This window comes from Pseudomonas sp. RW407, assembly GCF_003176655.1.
Lineage (GTDB): Bacteria > Pseudomonadota > Gammaproteobacteria > Pseudomonadales > Pseudomonadaceae > Pseudomonas > Pseudomonas delhiensis.
The window spans coordinates 685534-706439 of sequence record NZ_QGSL01000106.1 but is presented as its reverse complement, the minus strand read 5'-3'; the positions used below and the strand labels follow the sequence as shown (position 1 = coordinate 706439).

19 protein-coding genes are annotated in these 20906 nt (G+C 67.4%); 16 read left to right on the top strand and 3 right to left on the bottom strand.

What is annotated here, in order from left to right:
• The 16 genes from bamA to DK254_RS19960 form a co-directional block, all read left to right on the top strand.
• Positions 1 to 1236 (top strand): outer membrane protein assembly factor BamA (bamA, locus tag DK254_RS20035; RefSeq protein WP_109935794.1); only part of this gene is annotated, 1236 nt, incomplete at its 5' end.
• A gap of 42 nt (positions 1237 to 1278) precedes the next feature.
• Positions 1279 to 1782 carry an OmpH family outer membrane protein gene (locus tag DK254_RS20030; RefSeq protein ID WP_109935171.1) on the top strand — a complete coding sequence of 168 codons (504 nt, stop codon included), beginning with the start codon at positions 1279 to 1281 and terminating at the stop codon, positions 1780 to 1782.
• Complete coding sequence (gene lpxD / locus DK254_RS20025; RefSeq protein WP_109935170.1) at positions 1782 to 2843, top strand: UDP-3-O-(3-hydroxymyristoyl)glucosamine N-acyltransferase; 1062 nt, start codon at positions 1782 to 1784, stop codon at positions 2841 to 2843. Before DK254_RS20030 ends, lpxD begins: the two co-directional genes overlap by 1 nt.
• A gap of 48 nt (positions 2844 to 2891) precedes the next feature.
• A complete protein-coding gene (gene fabZ / locus DK254_RS20020; RefSeq protein WP_009616653.1) occupies positions 2892 to 3332 on the top strand; it encodes a 3-hydroxyacyl-ACP dehydratase FabZ in 441 nt (146 codons plus the stop codon).
• A complete protein-coding gene (lpxA, locus tag DK254_RS20015; protein ID WP_109935169.1) occupies positions 3329 to 4105 on the top strand; it encodes an acyl-ACP--UDP-N-acetylglucosamine O-acyltransferase in 777 nt (258 codons plus the stop codon). Before fabZ ends, lpxA begins: the two co-directional genes overlap by 4 nt.
• 2 nt (positions 4106 to 4107) lie before the next feature.
• On the top strand, positions 4108 to 5250 hold the full coding sequence (lpxB, locus tag DK254_RS20010) for a lipid-A-disaccharide synthase (protein WP_109935168.1): 1143 nt from the start codon (positions 4108 to 4110) through the stop codon (positions 5248 to 5250).
• Complete coding sequence (gene rnhB, locus DK254_RS20005) at positions 5250 to 5861, top strand: ribonuclease HII (RefSeq protein WP_109935167.1); 612 nt, start codon at positions 5250 to 5252, stop codon at positions 5859 to 5861. The genes lpxB and rnhB overlap by 1 nt, the downstream gene beginning before the upstream one ends.
• A gap of 97 nt (positions 5862 to 5958) precedes the next feature.
• On the top strand, positions 5959 to 9492 hold the full coding sequence (gene dnaE / locus DK254_RS20000) for a DNA polymerase III subunit alpha (RefSeq protein WP_109935166.1): 3534 nt from the start codon (positions 5959 to 5961) through the stop codon (positions 9490 to 9492).
• 116 nt (positions 9493 to 9608) lie between these two features.
• Positions 9609 to 10559 (top strand): acetyl-CoA carboxylase carboxyltransferase subunit alpha, encoded by a 951-nt coding sequence (locus tag DK254_RS19995; protein WP_109935165.1) that lies wholly within the window; start codon positions 9609 to 9611, stop codon positions 10557 to 10559.
• A gap of 335 nt (positions 10560 to 10894) precedes the next feature.
• On the top strand, positions 10895 to 12208 hold the full coding sequence (tilS, locus tag DK254_RS19990; protein WP_109935164.1) for a tRNA lysidine(34) synthetase TilS: 1314 nt from the start codon (positions 10895 to 10897) through the stop codon (positions 12206 to 12208).
• A gap of 170 nt (positions 12209 to 12378) precedes the next feature.
• Entirely contained in the window at positions 12379 to 14013 is a 1635-nt protein-coding gene (locus DK254_RS19985; RefSeq protein ID WP_109935163.1) for a CTP synthase, read from the top strand.
• Positions 14010 to 14855: a 3-deoxy-8-phosphooctulonate synthase gene (gene kdsA, locus DK254_RS19980; protein WP_109935162.1), complete on the top strand. Its 846-nt coding sequence runs from the start codon at positions 14010 to 14012 to the stop codon at positions 14853 to 14855. The genes DK254_RS19985 and kdsA overlap by 4 nt, the downstream gene beginning before the upstream one ends.
• A gap of 47 nt (positions 14856 to 14902) precedes the next feature.
• Positions 14903 to 16192: a phosphopyruvate hydratase gene (eno, locus tag DK254_RS19975; RefSeq protein WP_089394581.1), complete on the top strand. Its 1290-nt coding sequence runs from the start codon at positions 14903 to 14905 to the stop codon at positions 16190 to 16192.
• A 75-nt stretch (positions 16193 to 16267) separates the two neighbouring features.
• On the top strand, positions 16268 to 16546 hold the full coding sequence (gene ftsB / locus DK254_RS19970; RefSeq protein ID WP_024128518.1) for a cell division protein FtsB: 279 nt from the start codon (positions 16268 to 16270) through the stop codon (positions 16544 to 16546).
• On the top strand, positions 16543 to 17256 hold the full coding sequence (gene ispD / locus DK254_RS19965) for a 2-C-methyl-D-erythritol 4-phosphate cytidylyltransferase (RefSeq protein WP_109935161.1): 714 nt from the start codon (positions 16543 to 16545) through the stop codon (positions 17254 to 17256). Before ftsB ends, ispD begins: the two co-directional genes overlap by 4 nt.
• 4 nt (positions 17257 to 17260) lie before the next feature.
• Positions 17261 to 17833, top strand: a complete 573-nt coding sequence (locus DK254_RS19960; protein ID WP_109935160.1) for a hypothetical protein — start codon at positions 17261 to 17263, stop codon at positions 17831 to 17833.
• A 429-nt stretch (positions 17834 to 18262) separates the two neighbouring features.
• On the opposite strand, the gene yedF is transcribed toward DK254_RS19960, so the two are convergent.
• From yedF to DK254_RS19945, 3 genes are all read right to left on the bottom strand, one after another.
• Complete coding sequence (yedF, locus tag DK254_RS19955; RefSeq protein ID WP_009616683.1) at positions 18263 to 18511, bottom strand: sulfurtransferase-like selenium metabolism protein YedF; 249 nt, start codon at positions 18509 to 18511, stop codon at positions 18263 to 18265.
• Positions 18477 to 19703, bottom strand: a complete 1227-nt coding sequence (gene yedE / locus DK254_RS19950; RefSeq protein WP_109935159.1) for a selenium metabolism membrane protein YedE/FdhT — start codon at positions 19701 to 19703, stop codon at positions 18477 to 18479. Before yedE ends, yedF begins: the two co-directional genes overlap by 35 nt.
• A gap of 68 nt (positions 19704 to 19771) precedes the next feature.
• Positions 19772 to 20662: a LysR substrate-binding domain-containing protein gene (locus DK254_RS19945; protein ID WP_109935158.1), complete on the bottom strand. Its 891-nt coding sequence runs from the start codon at positions 20660 to 20662 to the stop codon at positions 19772 to 19774.
• Positions 20663 to 20906: the final 244 nt, after the last annotated feature.

Sequence of the window (20906 nt, the reverse complement as noted above, 5' to 3'; positions counted from 1 at the left end):
AAGCAGCGCCTGGAGCGCCTGGGCTACTTCAAGACGGTCAACGTCGAGACCCCGGCGGTGCCCGGCACCGACGACCAGGTGGACGTCAACTACAGCGTGGAAGAGCAGCCCTCCGGCTCCATCACCGCCAGCATCGGCTTCGCCCAGGACGCGGGCCTGATCCTCGGCGGCTCGATCAGCCAGAACAACTTCCTGGGTACCGGCAACAAGGTCAGCATCGGCCTGACCAAGTCCGACTACCAGACCCGCTACAACTTCGGCTTCGTCGACCCCTACTGGACCGTCGACGGCGTGAGCCTGGGCTACAACGCCTTCTACCGCAAGACCGACTACGACAAGCTCGACGTCGACGTCTCCGACTACTCGGTGAACAGCCTCGGCGCCGGCGTCAGCATCGGCTACCCGATCAGCGAGACCTCGCGCCTGACCTACGGCCTGACCGTGCAGCGCGACACCATCGACACCGGTGCCTACACCGTCGACGAGATCTTCGACTTCCTCGAGAAGGAAGGCGACAACTTCACCAACTTCAAGGCCTCCATCGGCTGGTCCGAATCCACCCTGAACAAGGGCGTGCTGGCGACCCGCGGCCATTCCCAGAGCCTGGTGCTGGAGTCGACCATCCCCGGCAGCGACCTGTCGTTCTACAAGCTGGACTACCGCGGCCAGATCTTCGCGCCGCTGTCCGACACCTACACCATGCGCTTCCACACCGAGCTGGGCTACGGCGACGGCTACGGCTCCACCGACCGCCTGCCGTTCTACGAGAACTACTACGCCGGCGGTTTCAACTCGGTGCGCGGCTTCAAGGACAGCTCCCTCGGCCCGCGCAGCACGCCGAGCGTCGCCGACCCCGCGACCAGCGTCGTGTCGGGCGGGCCCGACGCCCGTGGCCGCTACACTGACCCGGACCAGGACCCGCAGGCCTTCGGTGGTAACGTGATGATCACCGGCGGCGCCGAACTGCTGTTCCCGCTGCCCTTCGTCAAGGACCAGAGCCAGCTGCGTACCGTGCTGTTCTGGGACGTGGGCAACGTGTTCGACTCGGACTGCCCGCTGTCCAGCACCCAGGGTTGCGACGGCATCAAGCTCAACGACATGGCCATGTCCGTGGGCGTGGGCCTGACCTGGATCACCGCGCTGGGCCCGCTGAGCTTCAGCCTCGGCACACCGATCAAGAAGCCGGACAACGCGGAGACCCAGATCTTCCAGTTCTCCCTGGGGCAGACCTTCTAAGACTTGTTGTATAGACAACCTAGCTTTGTGCAGGAGTGCAATGTGCGTAAGTTGACCCAGTTCGTCCTGATCACCGCCGCCCTGATGGCGAGCCCCGCGTTCGCCGACATGAAGATCGCGGTGCTCAACTACCAGATGGCACTCCTCGAGTCCGATGCGGCCAAGCAGTACGCCGTCGACGCCGAGAAGAAGTTCGGCCCGCAGCTGACCAAGCTGCGCGCCCTGGAAAGCGACGCCAAGGCCCTGCAGGACAAGCTGGTCAACGGCGGCAGCAAGCTGTCCCAGTCCGAGCGCGACAAGGCCGAGAACGACTTCAAGCAGAAGGCCCGTGACTTCCAGTTCCAGTCCAAGGAGCTGAACGAAGCTAAGGCCTCGGCCGACCGCGAGATGCTCAAGAAGCTCAAGCCGAAGCTGGACCAGGCCGTCGAGGAAACCATCAAGAAGGGCGGCTACGACCTGGTGGTCGAGCGCGGCGCGGTGGTCGACGTCAAGCCCCAGTACGACATCACCCGCCAGGTCATCGAGCGGATGAACCAGCTGCGCTGATGATGAGCCCGCGGTCCCATACCCTCGCCGAACTGGCCGCTCAGCTCCAGGCGGAGCTGCGCGGCGACCCGGCCGTGGTCATCCACGGCCTGGCCACCCTGCAGGACGCCGGCCCCGAGCAACTGAGCTTCCTGGCCAACCCGCAGTACCGCAGGTTCCTGGTCGACAGCCGGGCCGGCGCGGTGCTGCTCACCGCCGCCGATGCCGAAGGCTTCGCCGGCAACGCGCTGGTGGTGCCCGACCCCTACCTGGCCTACGCCGGGCTGTCGCACCAGTTCGACCCCAAACCCAAGGCGCCCGCCGGCATCCACCCCACCGCGGTGGTCGATGCCAGCGCCAGCGTCGATCCCACGGCCAGCATCGGCCCCTACGTGGTGATCGAGGCCGGCGCGCAGATCGGCGCCGGAGTCACTCTCGGCGCCCACTGCTTCGTCGGCGCGCGCAGCGTGCTCGGCGACGGCGGCTGGCTGGCCCCGCGCGTGACCCTCTACCACGACGTGCGCATCGGCAAGCGCGTGGTCATCCAGTCCGGCGCCGTGCTCGGCGGCGAAGGCTTCGGCTTCGCCAAGCAGCAGGGCGTCTGGCAGAAGATCGCGCAGATCGGCGGGGTGACCGTCGGCGACGACGTCGAGATCGGCGCCAACACCACCATCGACCGTGGTGCGCTGTCCGATACCCTGGTTGGCAACGGCGTCAAGCTGGACAACCAGATCATGATCGCGCACAACGTGCAGATCGGCGATCACACCGCCATGGCCGGCTGCTGCGGGATTTCCGGCAGCGCCAAGATCGGCAGGCATTGCATGCTCGCCGGCGGCGTCGGCCTGGTCGGGCACATCGAGATCTGCGACAACGTCTTCGTCACCGGCATGACCATGGTCACCCGCTCGATCACCGAGCCGGGCGCCTACTCATCCGGCACGGCCATGCAGCCCGCCGCTGAATGGAAGAAGAGCGCCGCCCGTATTCGCCAGCTCGACGACATGGCCCGTCGTCTGCAACAGCTGGAAAAGCGCCTGGCCGCCGTGACCCCGAGCGGAGACACTCCATCTGATGCGTGAGTCACGCATTTTTTGGCGTTTCCCTTTTCTGAACAGGCTCCCCTGAACATGATGGACATCAACGAGATTCGCGAATACCTGCCTCATCGCTACCCTTTCCTGCTGGTGGACCGGGTGGTGGAGCTGGACATCGAGGGCAAGCGCATTCGCGCCTACAAGAATGTCAGCATCAATGAGCCCTTCTTCAACGGCCACTTCCCGCAGCACCCGATCATGCCCGGCGTGCTGATCATCGAGGCCATGGCCCAGGCGGCCGGCATCCTCGGCTTCAAGATGCTCGACGTGAAGCCGGCCGACGGCACCCTGTACTACTTCGTCGGCTCCGACAAGCTGCGCTTCCGCCAGCCGGTGCTGCCGGGCGACCAGCTGAACCTGCATGCCCAGTTCATCAGCGTGAAGCGCGGCATCTGGAAGTTCGACTGCCACGCCACCGTCGATGACAAGCCGGTGTGCTCGGCCGAAATCATCTGTGCGGAACGCAAACTATGAGTTTGATCGATCCTCGCGCCATCATCGATCCGCGGGCAAGGCTGGCCGACGACGTAGAGGTGGGCCCCTGGTCCATCGTCGGGCCGGATGTGGAAATCGGCGAAGGTACGGTGATCGGTCCGCACGTGGTGCTCAAGGGCCCCACGAAGATCGGCAGACACAACCGGATTTTCCAGTTCTCCAGCGTCGGCGAGGACACTCCCGACCTGAAGTACAAGGGTGAGGCGACGCGCCTGGTGATCGGCGACCACAACGTGATCCGCGAGGGTGTGACCATCCATCGCGGCACCGTCCAGGACCGCTCGGAAACCACCATTGGCGACCACAACCTGTTCATGGCCTACGTCCACGTCGGCCATGACAGCGTGATCGGCAACCACTGCATCCTGGTCAACAACACCGCGCTGGCCGGGCACGTGCACGTGGACGACTGGGCGATCCTCTCCGGCTACACCCTGGTGCACCAGTTCTGCCGCATCGGCGCCCACAGCTTCTCCGGCATGGGCACCGCCATCGGCAAGGACGTGCCGGCCTACGTGACCGTCTTCGGCAACCCCGCCGAGGCGCGCAGCATGAACTTCGAGGGCATGCGCCGCCGCGGCTTCAGCGCCGAGGCCATCCATGCCCTGCGCCGGGCCTACAAGGTGGTGTACCGCCAGGGCCTGACCGTGGAGGAGGCGCTCGCCGAGCTGGCCGAATCCGCCGCGCAGTTCCCGGAAGTCGCGGTGTTCTGCGCTTCCATCCAGAGCGCCACCCGCGGCATCACCCGCTGACCATGGCTGTGGGCACCGGCAAGCTGCGCGTCGCCCTGGTGGCGGGCGAGGCCTCGGGGGACATCCTTGGCGCCGGCCTGATGCAGGCCCTGCGCGAGCGCCATCCCGAGGTCGAGTTCATCGGCGTGGGCGGTGCGCGCATGCAGGCCCAGGGCCTGGTCTCGGAATTCCCCATGGAGCGCCTGGCGGTCATGGGCCTGGTCGAGGTTCTCGGCCGCCTGCGCGAGTTGCTGAAGCGCCGCAAGGACCTGATCCGCACCCTGATACTTGCGCGCCCCGACGTCTTCATCGGCATCGACGCGCCGGACTTCAACCTCGGCCTGGAACTGCAACTGCGCCGCGCCGGCATCCGCACCGTGCACTACGTCAGCCCCTCGGTCTGGGCCTGGCGGCAGAAGCGCGTGCTGAAGATCAAGCAGGCCTGCGACCTGATGCTGGCGCTGTTCCCCTTCGAGGCGAGGTTCTACGAGGAGCACGGCGTGCCGGTGCGCTTCGTCGGCCACCCGCTGGCCAACACCATCCCCCTGGAAGCCGACCGCGCCGCCGCGCGTGCGCAGCTCGGGCTGCCGGCCGACGCCCAGGTGGTGGCGCTGCTGCCGGGTAGCCGGGGCGGCGAGGTGGGCAAGCTCGGTGCGCTCTTCCTCGACACCGCCGAACGCCTGCTGCAACAGCGGCCGGGCCTGCGCTTCGTGCTGCCCTGCGCCAGCCCCGAGCGGCGCGTGCAACTGGAGCAGATGCTGCAAGGCCGCCAGTTGCCGCTGCAACTGCTCGACGGCCAGTCCCACGAGGCCCTGGCCGCCTGCGACGCGGTACTGATCGCCTCCGGCACCGCCACCCTCGAGGCGCTGCTGTACAAGCGGCCGATGGTGGTCGCCTACAAAGTCGCGCCGCTGACCTACAAGATCCTCAAGCGCCTGGTGAAGAGCCCCTACGTCTCGCTGCCCAACCTGCTCGCCGGGCGCCTGCTGGCCCCCGAGCTGATCCAGGACGCGGCGACCCCCGAGGCCCTGGCGCAACACCTGCTGCCGCTGCTGGACGACGGCAGCGCGCAGACCGAATCCTTCGACGCCATCCACCGCGCCCTGCGCCAGGATGCGTCCGCGCAGGCCGCCGAAGCGGTGCTCGCCCTGGTGGAGAAACGCTGATGCAGATGGGCCTGGATTTTGACCTGGTCGAGGAACTGGTGGCCGGTGTCGACGAGGTGGGCCGCGGCCCGCTCTGCGGCCCGGTGGTCACCGCCGCGGTGATCCTCGACCCGGCGCGGCCGATCATCGGTCTGAACGACTCGAAGAAGCTCAGCGAGGCGCGCCGCGAGGCGCTGTTCGACGAAATCCGCGAGAAGGCCCTGGCCTGGTGCATCGCCCGCGCCGAGGTCGAGGAAATCGACCAGTTGAACATCCTCCACGCCACCATGCTCGCCATGCAGCGCGCGGTGGAAGGCCTGAGCGTCATCCCGAAACTGGCGCTGATCGACGGCAACCGCTGCCCGAAACTCAGGGTGCCGGCGGCCCCGGTGGTGCAGGGCGATGCCAAGGTGCCGGCCATCGCCGCCGCCTCCATCCTGGCCAAGGTCTCCCGCGACCGCGAGATGCAGGAAATGGAAGCCCTCTATCCCGGCTACGGCATCGGCGGGCACAAGGGCTACCCGACCCCGGTGCACCTGGAGGCGCTCAAGCGCCTGGGCCCGACGCCCATCCACCGGCGCTCCTTCGCCCCGGTGCGCGTGCTGCTGGAAAGCCCGACCGGCATCTTCTGAGCGCCACACGGCGGCAGTGGCGATCTGAAGCCTGTAGCTTTGCGGAGCGGGCCGGTACAATCGGCCGCTTATCGTTTCCGTGTTGCATAGGACCGTCATGACCGCCTCTTTCGTCCACCTGCGTCTGCACTCCGAGTACTCCCTGGTCGACGGCCTGGTCAGGGTCAAACCGTTGTGCAAGGCGGTGGCCGGCGCCGGCATGCCGGCAGTGGCGATCACCGACCAGAGCAACATGTGCTCGCTGGTGAAGTTCTACAAGACCGCCATGGGCGCCGGCATCAAGCCGATCTGCGGCGCCGACATCTGGCTGGCCAGCCGTGACGAGGACGGTCCGCTCAGCCGCCTGTCGCTGCTGGCGATGAACGCCAAGGGCTACCGCAACCTCACCGAACTCATCTCCCGCGGCTGGCAGGACGGCCAGCGCAACGGCGAGATCATCATCGAGCGCGACTGGCTGAAGCAGGCCGCCGAGGGCCTGATCGCACTGTCCGCGGCCAAGGAAGGGGAGATCGGCCAGGCCCTGCTCAGCGGCGACGACGCCCTGGCCGACTCGCTGCTGGCCGAATGGATGGAGGTCTTCCCGGACCGCTTCTACCTGGAAGTGCAGCGCACCGCGCGGGTCAACGACGAGGAGCACCTGCACGCCGCCGTGGCCCTGGCCGAGCGCAGCGGCGCGCCGCTGGTGGCCACCAACGACGTGCGCTTCATCAAGCAGGACGACTTCGAGGCCCACGAGACCCGCGTGTGCATCGGCGAAGGCCGCGCCCTGGACGACCCGCGCCGTTCGCGCAACTACTCCGACCAGCAGTACCTGAAGACCCCGGCGGAAATGGCCGAGCTGTTCAGCGACCTGCCCGAGGCCCTGGAGAACACCGTCGAGATCGCCAGGCGCTGCAACATCGAGGTGCAGCTGGGCAAGTACTTCCTGCCCAACTTCCCGATTCCCATCGAAGGCATGGACATCAACGACTACCTGCGCCATGTCTCCTACGAAGGGCTGGAGGAGCGCCTGGAGGTGCTGCTGCCCAAGGACACGCCGAACTACGAGGAAAAGCGCCAGGTCTACGTCGACCGCCTGGAGTTCGAGCTGGGCACCATCATCCAGATGGGCTTCCCCGGCTACTTCCTGATCGTGATGGACTTCATCAAGTGGGCCAAGAACAACGGCGTGCCGGTGGGCCCCGGCCGGGGTTCGGGCGCAGGCTCCCTGGTGGCCTACGTGCTGAAGATCACCGACCTCGACCCGCTGGCCTACGACCTGCTGTTCGAACGCTTCCTCAACCCCGAACGTATCTCCATGCCCGACTTCGACGTGGACTTCTGCATGGAAGGCCGCGACCGGGTGATCGACTACGTGGCCGACGCCTACGGGCGCAACGCGGTGAGCCAGATCATCACCTTCGGCTCCATGGCCGCGAAGGCGGTGGTGCGCGACGTGGCGCGGGTGCAGGGCAAGTCCTATGGCCTGGCCGACAAGCTGTCGAAGATGATCCCCTTCGAAGTCGGCATGACCCTGGACAAGGCCTTCGAGCAGGAAGAGATGCTTCGCGACTTCCTCAAGTCCGACGAGGAAGCCCAGGAAATCTGGGACATGGCCCTGAAGCTGGAAGGCGTCACCCGTGGTACCGGCAAGCACGCCGGCGGCGTGGTGATCGCGCCGACCAAGCTCACCGACTTCTCGCCGATCGCCTGCGACGAGGAAGGCGGCGGCCTGGTGACCCAGTTCGACAAGGACGACGTGGAAGCCGCCGGCCTGGTGAAGTTCGACTTCCTCGGCCTGCGCACCCTGACCATCATCAAGTGGGCGATGGAGATCATCCATCGCATCCAGCGCAAGGCCGGCGTCGCCGAGGCGGAGCTGGTCGACATCGACCGCATCGCGCTGGACGACAAGAAGACCTACGACCTGCTGCAGAAGGCCGAGACCACCGCGGTGTTCCAGCTGGAATCGCGCGGCATGAAGGAGCTGATCAAGAAGCTCAAGCCGGACTGCCTGGAAGACCTGATCGCACTGGTGGCGCTGTTCCGTCCCGGCCCGCTGCAGTCGGGCATGGTGGACGACTTCATCAACCGTAAGCACGGTCGTGAGGAAATCTCCTACCCGCACCCGGACTACCAGTACGCCGGCCTCGAACCGGTACTCAAGCCCACCTACGGCATCATCCTGTACCAGGAACAGGTGATGCAGATCGCCCAGGTGATGGCCGGCTACACCCTCGGCGGCGCCGACATGCTGCGACGCGCCATGGGCAAGAAGAAGCCCGAGGAGATGGCAAAGCAGCGCGGCGGCTTCATCGAGGGCTGCGCCAACAACGGCATCGACGGCAACCTCGCGGGCAACATCTTCGACCTGGTGGAAAAGTTCGCCGGCTACGGCTTCAACAAGTCGCACTCGGCCGCCTACGGCCTGGTTTCCTACCAGACCGCCTGGCTGAAGACCCACTGGGCGGCGCCCTTCATGGCTGCGGTACTCACCGCGGATATGCAGAACACCGACAAGGTGGTGACGCTGATCGAAGAATGCCGGCACATGAAGCTGCGCATCGTCGCCCCGGACGTGAACAACTCCGAGTTCCGCTTCACCGTCGACGACGACAACCAGATCGTCTACGGCCTGGGCGCGATCAAGGGCGTCGGCGAAGGCCCGGTGGAAGCCATCACCGAATGCCGCAACGAGGGTGGGCCGTTCAAGGACCTGTTCGACTTCTGCGACCGCATCGACCTCAAGCGCATCAACAAGCGTACCCTCGATGCGCTGATCCGCGCCGGCGCCCTGGACCGCCTGGGCCCGTACTTCCATGACGAGCCCAAGGCCTACCTGGCCGACATCGACCGCAACCGCGCGGTGCTGCTGGCGTCCATGGAGGAAGCCATCCAGGCCGCCGAGCAGACCGCGCGCAGCCACGACAGCGGCCACATGGACCTGTTCGGCGGGCTGTTCGCCGAGCCCGAGGCGGACGTCTACGCCAACCACCGCAAGGCCAAGGAACTCACCCTCAAGGAACGCCTGAAAGGCGAGAAGGACACCCTCGGCCTGTACCTCACCGGCCACCCGATCGACGAGTACGAGGGCGAGGTGCGCCGCTTCGCCCGCCAGCGCATCGTCGAGCTGAAGCCGGCGCGCGACACCCAGACCGTGGCCGGGCTGATCGTCAACCTGCGGGTGATGAAGAACAAGCGCGGCGACAAGATGGGCTTCGTCACCCTCGACGACCGTTCCGGGCGCATCGAGGCCTCGCTGTTCGCCGAGGCCTTCGCCGCCAACCAGGGCCTGCTGCAGACCGACGCCATGGTGGTGATCGAGGGCGAGGTCAGCCAGGACGACTTCTCCGGCGGCCTGCGCCTGCGCGCCAAGCGCGTCATGGGCCTGGAGGAGGCGCGCACCGCGCTGGCCGAGAGCCTGCGGCTGAAGGTCGCGGCGGACGCGCTCAAGGGCGACCGCCTGCGCTGGCTGGCCGACCTCTGCACCCGCCACCGCGGCAACTGCCCGGTGACCGTCGACTACAGTTCCAGCGACGCCCGTGCCCTGCTGCAGTTCGGCGACGACTGGCGCATCGACCCGGCCGATGCGCTGATTCAAGCCCTGCGTGACCAGTTCGGGCGCGACAACGTCTTCCTCAACTACCGCTAGCGTGAGCCGGTGGCCCCGTGCCGCCGCCCGCCAGTCTCGACCCTGGGCGCCCGATACCGTAAGGTAGGGCGCCATACGGACCAGGCCCTGCCGCCATTCAGCACGACGGATAGCCCATGAACCCGAACTTCCTCGATTTCGAACAGCCGATCGCCGACATGCAAGCCAAGATCGAAGAGCTGCGTCTGGTCGGCAACGACAACTCCATCAACATCAGCGATGAAATCGCCCGCCTGGAAGACAAGAGTCGCGCGCTGACCGAGAACATCTTCGGCAACCTGAGCAGCTGGCAGATCGCCCAGCTCGCGCGCCACCCGCGCAGGCCCTACACCCTGGACTACATCGAGCACATCTTCAGCGAGTTCGAAGAACTGCACGGCGACCGCCACTTCGCCGACGACGCCGCCATCGTCGGTGGCGTCGCCCGCCTGGACGACCAGCCGGTGATGATCATCGGCCACCAGAAGGGCCGCGAAGTGCGCGAGAAGGTGCGCCGCAACTTCGGCATGCCGCGCCCCGAAGGCTACCGCAAGGCCTGCCGCCTGATGGAAATGGCCGAACGCTTCAAGATGCCGATCCTGACCTTCATCGACACCCCCGGGGCCTACCCGGGCATCGACGCCGAAGAGCGCGGCCAGAGCGAGGCCATCGCCTGGAACCTGCGCGTCATGGCGCGCCTGAAGACCCCGATCATCGCCACCGTCATCGGCGAGGGCGGCTCCGGCGGCGCCCTGGCCATCGGCGTCTGCGACAACCTGAACATGCTGCAGTACTCCACCTACGCGGTGATCTCCCCGGAAGGCTGCGCCTCGATCCTCTGGCGCACCGCCGAAAAGGCCCCGGAAGCCGCCGAGGCCATGGGCATCACCGCGGCCCGCCTGAAGGACCTGGGCATCGTCGACACCGTGATCCCCGAGCCCCTGGGCAGCGCCCACCGCGACCCGGCCGCCGCTGCGCAGAACATCCGCAACGCCATCAAGGCGCAACTGGGCGCCCTCAAGGGCCTGAGCGTCGACGAACTGCTGGCGCGCCGCTACGAGCGGCTGATGAGCTACGGGATTGCCTGAGGGCGGCGGCAGGCTACAGGCGGCAGGCTGCAGGCAAGAGCGAAGAGCACGCCCCCGGCAGGATGACGCCTCACTCCCAAACCGCTCCGAACAGCCCCCTCTCCCTTCAGGGAGAGGGCTGGGGAGAGGGAACAGCGTCAACCCCCCACACCGCAGCTACCGGAACACTCCATTCGCGAGCAAGCTCGCTCCTACGAAGAGCCTGCGGAGTCGCCGGTTATGCCATACGCTCTTCGCCTGTAGCCTGTAGCCTGTAGCCTGTAGCCTGTAGCCTGTAGCCTGTAGCCTGTAGCCTGTAGCCTGTAGCCTGTAGCCTGTAGCCTGTAGCCGCCCCCATGCCCCTAGCATCCCGCCTGCTCACCGCCCTGGCCCCCTGGCGCCAGGTCCCTGCATGGCGGGTGGGCTTCTCCGGCGGGCTGGATTCCACGGTGCTGCTGCACCTGCTGGCCGAGCTGGCCAGGATCGAGTCCCTGCCGCCGCTCTCCGCCATTCACGTCCACCACGGCCTGCAGGCCGCGGCCGATGCCTGGCCGGCGCACTGCGAGGCGTTCTGCCTTGAGCTGGGCGTGCCGCTGGCGGTCGAGCGGGTGACGGTACCGGCGGGCGCCAGCCTGGAGCAGGCCGCGCGCCGCGCACGCTACGAGGCTTTTGCGAAACACCTGAAAACGGGCGACTGCCTGCTGGCCGCCCAGCACCGCGACGACCAGGCCGAGACCCTGCTGTTCCGCCTATTGCGTGGCGCCGGTGTGCGCGGGCTGGCCGGCATGCCGGCGGCCCGGCCGCTGGGGCGCGGCACCCTGCTGCGGCCCTTGCTGGACTTCTCCCGCGCCGAACTCGAAGCCTACGCCCTCGAACATGGCCTGCGCTGGATCGAGGACCCGTCCAACGCCGACACCGGTTTCGCCCGCAACTACCTGCGCCAGCGCGTGCTGCCGCTGCTCGCCGAGCGCTGGCCGCAGGCGCCGGGCAACATCGCCCGCAGCGCCGCGCACCTGGCCGAAGCCGAGGCGCTGCTGGCCGAACTGGCGCAGCAGGACCTGGCCGCGGCGCGGCCCGGCAACCCATTCGACTGGCTGGACGTGCCCTCGCTGGCCCTGGCGCCGCTGCTGGCGCTCGGCGAAAGCCGCCAGCGCAATGCCTTGCGCCACTGGCTGGCGCCCTTCGCGCCGATGCCGGACAGCGCCCACTGGGCCGGCTGGCAGGCCCTGCGCGATGCCGCCGGGGATGCCGAACCGGTCTGGCGCCTGGCCACCGGCGAGCTGCAACGCAGCGGCGGGCGGCTCTGGTGGCTATCGGGTGCCTGGTTGCAGGAGGCAGCGTGCGAGCTGAACTGGGACGACCCGTCGCAGCCCCTGGCGCTGCCCGGCAATGGCCTTCTGCACCTGGAAGGTGCACCGCCCGTCGGGCCGCTGCGGGTGAGCCTGCGCGGCGGCGGCGAGCGGCTGGAACTGGCCCGGCGCGGCCACCGCGACCTCAAGCGGCTGCTCAACGAAAGCGCCGTGCCGGCCTTCGTCCGGCCGCGGCTGCCGCTGCTCTGGCGTGGCGGGCAACTGCTCGGCGCGGCCAACCTGCCGGCGCTGCGCCGGGCCGGCGAGACGGGCTGGCGCCTGTGCTGGACGCCCCCGACGAGTGACCCGGGTTTGAGATGAAAGGGCCTTTCCGGTAGACTACGCTCCCGTCTTGTACCGCTCCCGCCGATTCCCACGGAATCAGCGGGAGTTCGCTATTGAGCGCGGCATGCGCCGCGGTTTGGGCCGCGGCCCATTCATTCGCTTCCCCGGCGGCCCAGCCGCCTAAACGCTGACATTCAGGGCTTTTCATGACGCGCTACATCTTCGTCACGGGTGGTGTTGTTTCTTCATTGGGGAAAGGCATCGCCTCGGCTTCCTTGGCTGCCATTCTGGAAGCGCGTGGCTTGAAGATCACGATGCTCAAGCTGGACCCGTACATCAACGTCGATCCGGGCACCATGAGCCCGTTCCAGCACGGTGAGGTGTTCGTCACCCACGACGGCGCCGAGACCGACCTCGACCTGGGCCACTACGAACGCTTCGTGCGCACCACCATGACCCAGAACAACAACTTCACCACCGGCCGCGTCTACATGGACGTGCTGCGCAAGGAGCGCCGCGGCGACTACCTGGGCGCCACCGTGCAGGTGATCCCGCACATCACCGACGAGATCAAGCGCCGCATCATCAAGGGCGCCGGCGATGCCGACGTGGCCCTGGTGGAAGTCGGCGGCACCGTCGGCGACATCGAGTCGCAGCCGTTCCTCGAGGCGATCCGCCAGCTGCGCGTGGAAATCGGTTCGCGCCGCGCCATGCTGATGCACCTGACCCTGGTCCCGTACATCGCCACCGCCGGCGAGACCAAGACCAAGCCGACCCAGCACTCGGTCAAGGAGCTGCGCTCCATCGGCCTGCAGCCGGACGTGCTGGTCTGCCGTTCCGACCACCCGGTGGACGTCTCCTCGCGCCGCAAGATCGCCCTCTTCACCAACGTCGAGGAGCGCGCGGTCATCTCCCTGGAAGACGTCGACACCATCTACCGCATCCCGTCGGTGCTGCACGCCCAGGGCCTGGACGACATCGTCGTCGAGCGCTTCGGCCTGGAGTGCGGCCCGGCCGACCTGTCCGAGTGGGACCGGGTGGTCGACGCCAAGCTCAACCCCGAGCGTGAAGTCACCATCGCCATGGTCGGCAAGTACATGGAACTGCTCGACGCCTACAAGTCGCTGATCGAAGCCATGACCCACGCCGGCATCCAGAGCCGCACCAAGGTCAACCTGCGCTACATCGACTCCGAGGACATCGAGCAACAAGGTACCGGCCTGCTCGACGGCGCCGATGCCATCCTGGTCCCGGGCGGCTTCGGCCTGCGCGGCGTGGAAGGCAAGATCACCGCCGTGCAGTACGCCCGCGAGAACAAGGTCCCCTACCTGGGCATCTGCCTGGGCATGCAGGTGGCGGTCATCGAATACGCCCGCAACGTGCTGGGCTGGAAAGACGCCAACTCCACCGAGTTCGACAAGGCCAGCGGCCACCCGGTGGTCGGCCTGATCACCGAATGGCAGGACTCCACCGGCGCCACCGAAGTGCGCACCGAGGCCTCCGACCTGGGCGGCACCATGCGCCTGGGCGCCCAGGAATGCCAGCTCGAAGCCGGCACCCTGGTGCACGACTGCTACGGCAAGGACGTGATCGTCGAGCGCCACCGCCACCGCTACGAAGTGAACAACAACCTGCTGCCGCAACTGCGGGAAGCCGGCCTGAAGATTTCCGGCCGCTCTGGCGACGGCGCCCTGGTCGAAGTGGTCGAGGCCCCGGACCATCCGTGGTTCGTCGCCTGCCAGTTCCACCCGGAGTTCACCTCCACCCCGCGTGATGGCCACCCGCTGTTCAGCGGCTTCGTCAACGCCGCCCTGAAGCAAGCCGGGAAGGCCTGGGCATGACCCAGAAGATCATCCGCGTCGGCGACATCCAGATCGGCAACGAGCTGCCCTTCGTGCTGTTCGGCGGCATGAACGTGCTGGAATCGCGCGACCTGGCCATGCAGGTCTGCGAGGAATACGTGCGGGTGACCGAGAAGCTCGGCATCCCCTACGTGTTCAAGGCCAGCTTCGACAAGGCCAACCGCTCGTCCATGCACTCCTTCCGCGGCCCGGGCATGGAAGAGGGGCTGAAGATCTTCGAAGAGATCAAGCGGACCTTCAAGGTGCCGGTGATCACCGACGTCCACGAGCCCTTCCAGGCCGCCCCGGTGGCCGAGGTGTGCGACATCATCCAACTGCCGGCCTTCCTCTCGCGGCAGACCGACCTGGTGGTGGCCATGGCCCGCACCGGCGCGGTGATCAACATCAAGAAGGCCCAGTTCCTCGCGCCCCAGGAAATGAAACACATCCTGGCCAAGTGCGAGGAGGCCGGCAACGACCAGCTGATCCTCTGCGAGCGTGGCTCCTCCTTCGGTTACAACAACCTGGTGGTGGACATGCTCGGCTTCGGCATCATGAAGCAGTTCCAGTACCCGGTGTTCTTCGACGTCACCCACGCCCTGCAGATGCCGGGCGGGCGCGCCGATTCCGCCGGCGGCCGCCGCGCCCAGGTCACCGACCTGGCCAAGGCCGGCATGAGCCAGGGCCTGGCCGGCTTGTTCCTGGAGGCCCACCCGGACCCCGAGCACGCCAAGTGCGACGGTCCGTGCGCCCTGCGCTTGAACAAGCTCGAGCCTTTCCTGTCCCAGCTCAAGCAGCTGGACGACCTGGTGAAGAGTTTCCCCACCATCGAGACCGCCTAAGTCTCACCAGCCCGCCCCGTTTATCTATCTTCGGAGTGTTATCAAGAATGGCAAAGATCGTCGACATCAAGGGCCGTGAGGTCCTGGACTCCCGCGGCAACCCGACCGTTGAAGCGGACGTGATCCTGGACAACGGCATCGTCGGCAGCGCCTGCGCCCCGTCCGGTGCTTCCACCGGTTCCCGCGAGGCACTCGAACTGCGCGATGGCGACAAGAGCCGTTACCTGGGTAAAGGCGTGCTGAAGGCCGTGGCCAACATCAACGGCCCGATCCGCGACCTGCTGCTGGGCAAGGACCCGGTCGAGCAGAAGGCGCTGGACCAGGCGATGATCGAACTCGACGGCACCGACAACAAGGCCAAGCTGGGCGCCAACGCCATCCTGGCCGTGTCCCTGGCTGCCGCCAAGGCTGCCGCACAGGCCAAGGGCGTACCGCTGTATGCGCACATCGCCGACCTGAACGGCACCCCGGGCGTGTACTCCATGCCGGTGCCGATGATGAACATCATCAACGGCGGCGAGCATGCCGACAACAACGTCGACATCCAGGAGTTCATGGTCCAGCCGGTCGGCGCCAAGACCTTCGCCGACGCCCTGCGCATGGGCGCCGAGATCTTCCACCACCTCAAGGCCGTGCTGAAGGCCCGTGGCCTGAGCACCTCGGTGGGCGACGAAGGCGGTTTCGCCCCGAACCTGGCGTCCAACGAAGAAGCCCTGGCCGCCATCTCCGAAGCCGTGGCCAACGCCGGCTACAAGCTGGGTGACGACGTGACCCTGGCCCTGGACTGCGCCTCCAGCGAGTTCTTCAAGGACGGCAAGTACGACCTCGAAGGCGAAGGCAAGGTGTTCGACGCCGCCGGTTTCGCCGACTACCTGGCCGGCCTGGCCGAGCGCTTCCCGATCATCTCCATCGAAGACGGCATGGACGAGTCCGACTGGGCGGGCTGGAAGGTCCTCACCGACAAGATCGGCGGCAAGGTCCAGCTGGTCGGCGACGACCTGTTCGTGACCAACACCAGGATCCTCAAGGAAGGCATCGAGAAGGGCATCGGCAACTCCATCCTGATCAAGTTCAACCAGATCGGCTCGCTGACCGAGACCCTCGAAGCCATCCAGATGGCCAAGGCCGCCGGCTACACCGCGGTGATCTCGCACCGCAGCGGTGAAACCGAGGACAGCACCATCGCCGACCTGGCCGTAGGCACCGCCGCCGGCCAGATCAAGACCGGCTCGCTGTGCCGTTCCGACCGCGTGTCCAAGTACAACCAGCTGCTGCGCATCGAAGAGCAGCTGGGCGCCAAGGCGCCGTACCGTGGCCGCGCGGAATTCCGCGGCTGACGCTAGTCTGGTACGGTGAAGGGGTGGCAGGAGCCACCCCTTCGCACATGGAGCCCACAATTGCGTCTCAGTAAGCTGCGCAGCCCCTACTGGCTGTTCCTCGTCCTGCTCCTGGGCCTCGCCGGCCTGCAGTATCGCCTGTGGGTGGGGGACGGCAGCCTGGCGCAGGTGCGCGAGCTGGAGAAGCAGATCGCCGACCAGCAGGGCGAGAACCAGCGCCTGCTCGAGCGCAACCGCATCCTCGAGGCCGAGGTGGCGGAACTGAAGAAAGGCACCGAGACGGTCGAGGAGCGTGCCCGCCACGAGCTCGGCATGGTCAAGGACAAGGAAACCCTCTACCAGCTGGCGCAATGAAATTCCGCGACATCTCCCTGCCGGCCTTCTGGGCCGTGATCCCCGCCGCGGGCATTGGCTCGCGCATGCGCGCCGATCGCCCCAAGCAATACCTCGACCTCGCCGGTCGCAGCATCCTCGAACACACCCTCGACTGCTTCCTCGGCCATCCCATGCTCAAGGGCCTGGTGGTTTGCCTGGCGCCTGACGACCCCTGGTGGCCGGAGCTGCCCTGCGCCGCCGACCCGCGCATCCTGCGCGCCGAAGGCGGCTGCGAGCGCGCCGACTCGGTGCTCAACGGCCTGCTGCTGCTCAACGAACAGGGTGCCGCCAGCGACGACTGGGTGCTGGTGCACGACGCGGCGCGGCCGAACCTCAGCCGTGGCGACCTCGACCGCCTGCTGGGCGAGTTGGAGAACGACGCCGTGGGCGGCCTGCTCGGCGTGCCGGCGCGGGATACGCTCAAGCGCGTCGGCGCCGATGGCCGGGTGCTGGAAACCGTCGACCGCAGTGTGGTCTGGCAGGCCTACACGCCGCAGATGTTCCACCTCGGCGCCTTGCACCGCGCCCTGGCCGACGCCCTGGTGGCGGGCGCCGCCATCACCGACGAAGCCTCGGCGATGGAGTGGGCCGGCAGCGCGCCGAAGATGGTCGAGGGCCGCGCCGACAACATCAAGGTCACCACCCCGGAAGACCTGCAGCGGCTGCAACGGACTTTCGGAAAACGCTGAAACCATGAAGCGCCTTGCGAGGTTCCTGCCCAGGCTCGAAGGCGACTTGCACCGCATCCTGCGCTGGGCCGGCGACGGCTGGCGCATGCCCTGGCTGTGCCTGGGCCTGGCGCTGCTGGGTACCTGCAGCGCCGCCTACCCGATCACCTCCGTGGTGGTGCCGGCGGTCCTCGTGGCGCCACGGCGCTGGGCCGGCATAGCGCTGAGCGCCGCCCTGGGCAGCGCACTGGGGGCCCTGCTGCTGACGATCGTCCTGCACCACATGGGCTGGGCCAGTCTGTACGCCCACTTCCCGCAATTGCTGCAGGACCCGAGCTGGGCGCGGGTGATGGACTGGACCCACCGCTACGGCCTGCTGGCGCTGTTCCTGGTGTCCATCTCGCCATTGCCGCAGACGCCGGCGCTGGTGGTGCTGTCCAACGTGCCGCTGCACTATCCCGGCGTGCTGCTGGCGATCTTCACCGGCAAGCTGCTCAAGTACCTGGCGTTCGCCTGGGTCGGTTCGCGCTTCCCCGGGCGTATCCACGCCTTCCTGCACCGCCACGGCCGCCATGCCAGCCGTGGCGATTCGGCCTAGAGACGGCGCGCCGGGATATCCGGCCATCGCGAACGAGAAACGCCATGCCGCACGGCAACCTGTAGGAGCGGACTCCGTCCGCGATTTCGCGCGCAGGGCGCGCTCCTACAAGGGGATGGTGCGGCGGGGCAGCGTAGGAGCGGATCTCATCTGCGAACCGCGCCGATACGTCCGGCTATCGCGGAAAAGTTCCGCTCCTACGGGGGGAGGGATATACCGTGCCTCATGGCAATTGTAGGAGCGGGCCCTGCCCGCGAATCGCGCGCAGGGCGCGCTCCTACAGGGGGATGGTGTGGCGGGGCAGCGTAGGAGCGGATCTCATCCGCGAACCGCGCCGATACGTCCGGCTATCGCGGACAAGGTCCGCTTCCGCAGGGGCAGGCTTTTCGCTCTTGCCTGCCGCTTGCAGCCTGCCGCCTGCCGCCGCTTTCACCCCAACAACGGCACCTCGATGAGGAAGCGGAACAGCGCGCCATGCTGCTCCACCGCCAGGCAGTTGTAGCCGTGGCGCTTGGTGTCCTCGGGGATGCCGTGCACCGACTGCGAGCAGTCGGTGACTACCTCCAGCAGGTCGCCCGGCTTCAGCGTCTCCAGGGTTTCCAGGGTGGCGATGGCGTTGTACGGGCAATGCTCGCCGCGCAGGTCAAGCGACAGCGTCGGCGTCTTGTTCGCGCTCATTGGCGGTTTTCCTCGAACGGGTGAAACGGTTGGCGTTCAGCTGCACCAGCAGCATGCACAGCGCAAGGCCGGCGAAGGTCAGCAGCAGGCCGCCGCCGGGGCCGAAGATCTGCAGCAGGTTGAGCTTGGGATAGGGCAGGGCGAGTGCGCTGCCCAGCGAATCCCAGTACACCGCCACCAGGGTGCCGCCGATCACGTTGCCGACGCCGACCACCCAGAAATGCACCTGGCCTTCCATCGAGCGGTACATCCAGCCGGTCTCGCAGCCGCCGGCGAGGACGATGCCGATGCCGAACAGCACACCGCCGATCACCGCGTTGGGGCCCATCCAGAAGGTCTTCGGCGCCACGCCCAGGTGGATCGCCGCGAAGGTGCCGACGCAGGCCGCGGCCATGCCCAGCAGGATGCCGAAGGCTGCCTTGGTTCTGCCGGTGGTCCAGAGGTCGCGGGCGGCGCTGGTGAAGCAGATCTGCGCGCGCTCGATCAGGCCGCCGAACAGCAGGCCGAACAGGGTGGCCAGGCCTAGCACCAGGGACACCTCGAAGCGCCAGGCGGCGAACAGCGCGGCCACGGCCAGCACCGCCAGGCCCAGGCGCCATTGCACCTTGGCGCGGCGGGCCAGGCTCGCCGCGTCGGGCAGGCTGGCGGCCTTGCCGGTGACCTTCAGCGGCGTGCGCAGGAACGGCAGCAGGCTCAGCTTCACGCCGAACCAGGCGCCGATCACGGTGGACAGCATGAAGGCCCAGGCATGCACCGAGAACATCGGGATGCCGGTGAAGAAGGCCGCCAGGTTGCAGCCCATGGCCAGGCGCGCGCCGAAGCCGGCGACGATGCCACCCACCAGGCCCTGCAGCAGGCGCCGCCGGCTGGTCGGCCAGCGCAGGCTGACGTTGCCGGCCCAGAGCGCGCAGCACAGCGCGCCGAGGAACATGCCGATGATCATCACGCCGTCGATGCGGTCCAGCGGCGTGCCCTGCAGGCCGATGATCTTGAAGTAGCTCCAGTCCTGCACCGGCACGCCGAACCAGGACAGCACGTGGCCGCCCCAGCGGGTGAATTCCCCGGTGACGGCCCAGAAGGTCCCGGTCAGGGCGAAGTAGTAGGCGGAGGCGACGCCGAGCGCGACCAGCGTCGGCAGTGGCGACCAGAAGCGCAGCAGGTAGCGCTCGCGGAAGGCGGCAAGAGTGGGCATGACGGCATCCTTGGCAGGGTAGCGGGTAAAACGACAAGTTTAACCGAATCGCCGGAACCAGCCTTGCCTCAGGGCATGCCGGGATGGATGCGTTGCAGGCCATCCTTGAGGAAGTCCACCAGCTGGCGCACCTTCGGCGACAGGTGCCGCTGCTGCGGGTAGAGCGCCCAGACCGCGGTGTTCGGCGGCTGGTGCGCCGCCAGCAGGGAGACCAGGCGGCCGCTGCGCAGGTGTTCCAGCACGTAGTAGTCCGGCAGTTGGCACAGGCCGAAGCCGCGCAGCGCGGCGTCGAGCACCGCCTGGCCGCTGTTGCAGCGCCAGTTGCCCTGGACCCGGTGCTGCGTCTCGCGGCCGTCCTCCAGGAAGCTCCACAGGTCGCTGCTACCCACCAGGCAGTTGTGCTGCGCCAGTTCCGCCGGCGACTGCGGCGCGCCGTGGTGTTCCAAGTAGCCGGGCGTGGCGCACAGGTACATCACCCGCGGCGCCAGGCGCGTGGCCACCAGGCGCGAGTCGCTCAGGCGGCCGAGGCGGATGGCCAGGTCGAAACCCTCGTGGAGCAGGTCGAGCTGGCGGTTGGACAGCTCGATGTCCACCCGCAGCTGCGGGTAGTCGGCCATGAAGGCATTCACCAGCGGCACCACGAAGCGCTCTCCGTAGGCCACCGCGCAGGTCATGCGCAGCAGGCCCTTGGGTTCGGCGGAGAGGTCGCTGACCGCCCGCAGCGCCTCGTCGCGGGCATCCTGCAGGCGCTGGCAGTGCTGCAGGAAGGTCTGCCCGGCCTCGCTCAGCGAAACGCGCCGGGTGCTGCGGTAGAGCAGGCGGGCCTGCAGGCGCTCCTCCAGCCGGGCGATCTGCCGGCTGACATGGGAGGAGGAGACGCCCAGGCGTTCGGCGGCGGCGGTGAACTGCCCGGTTTCCGCCACCGCGACGAATTCGTCGAGGCCTTCCCAGCGATTCATCTGGATTATCCCTGCATGGCAATAATGTTTTGATTATTGCCTGATTATTTCTTTCCAGGCACTTTTCTACACTTTCAAGGCTGTGCCCCGCGCTTTTCGCCGGGGCCGCCCGGTTTCCGCCGGCGTCCTTCGCCGGCCGCTTCCGCCCCGCAGGCGGAAGCCCATGCATCAACCCGCCAGGAGTTCCGAGATGATCAAGTCCCGTGCCGCCGTCGCCTTCGCCCCCAACCAGCCGCTGCAGGTG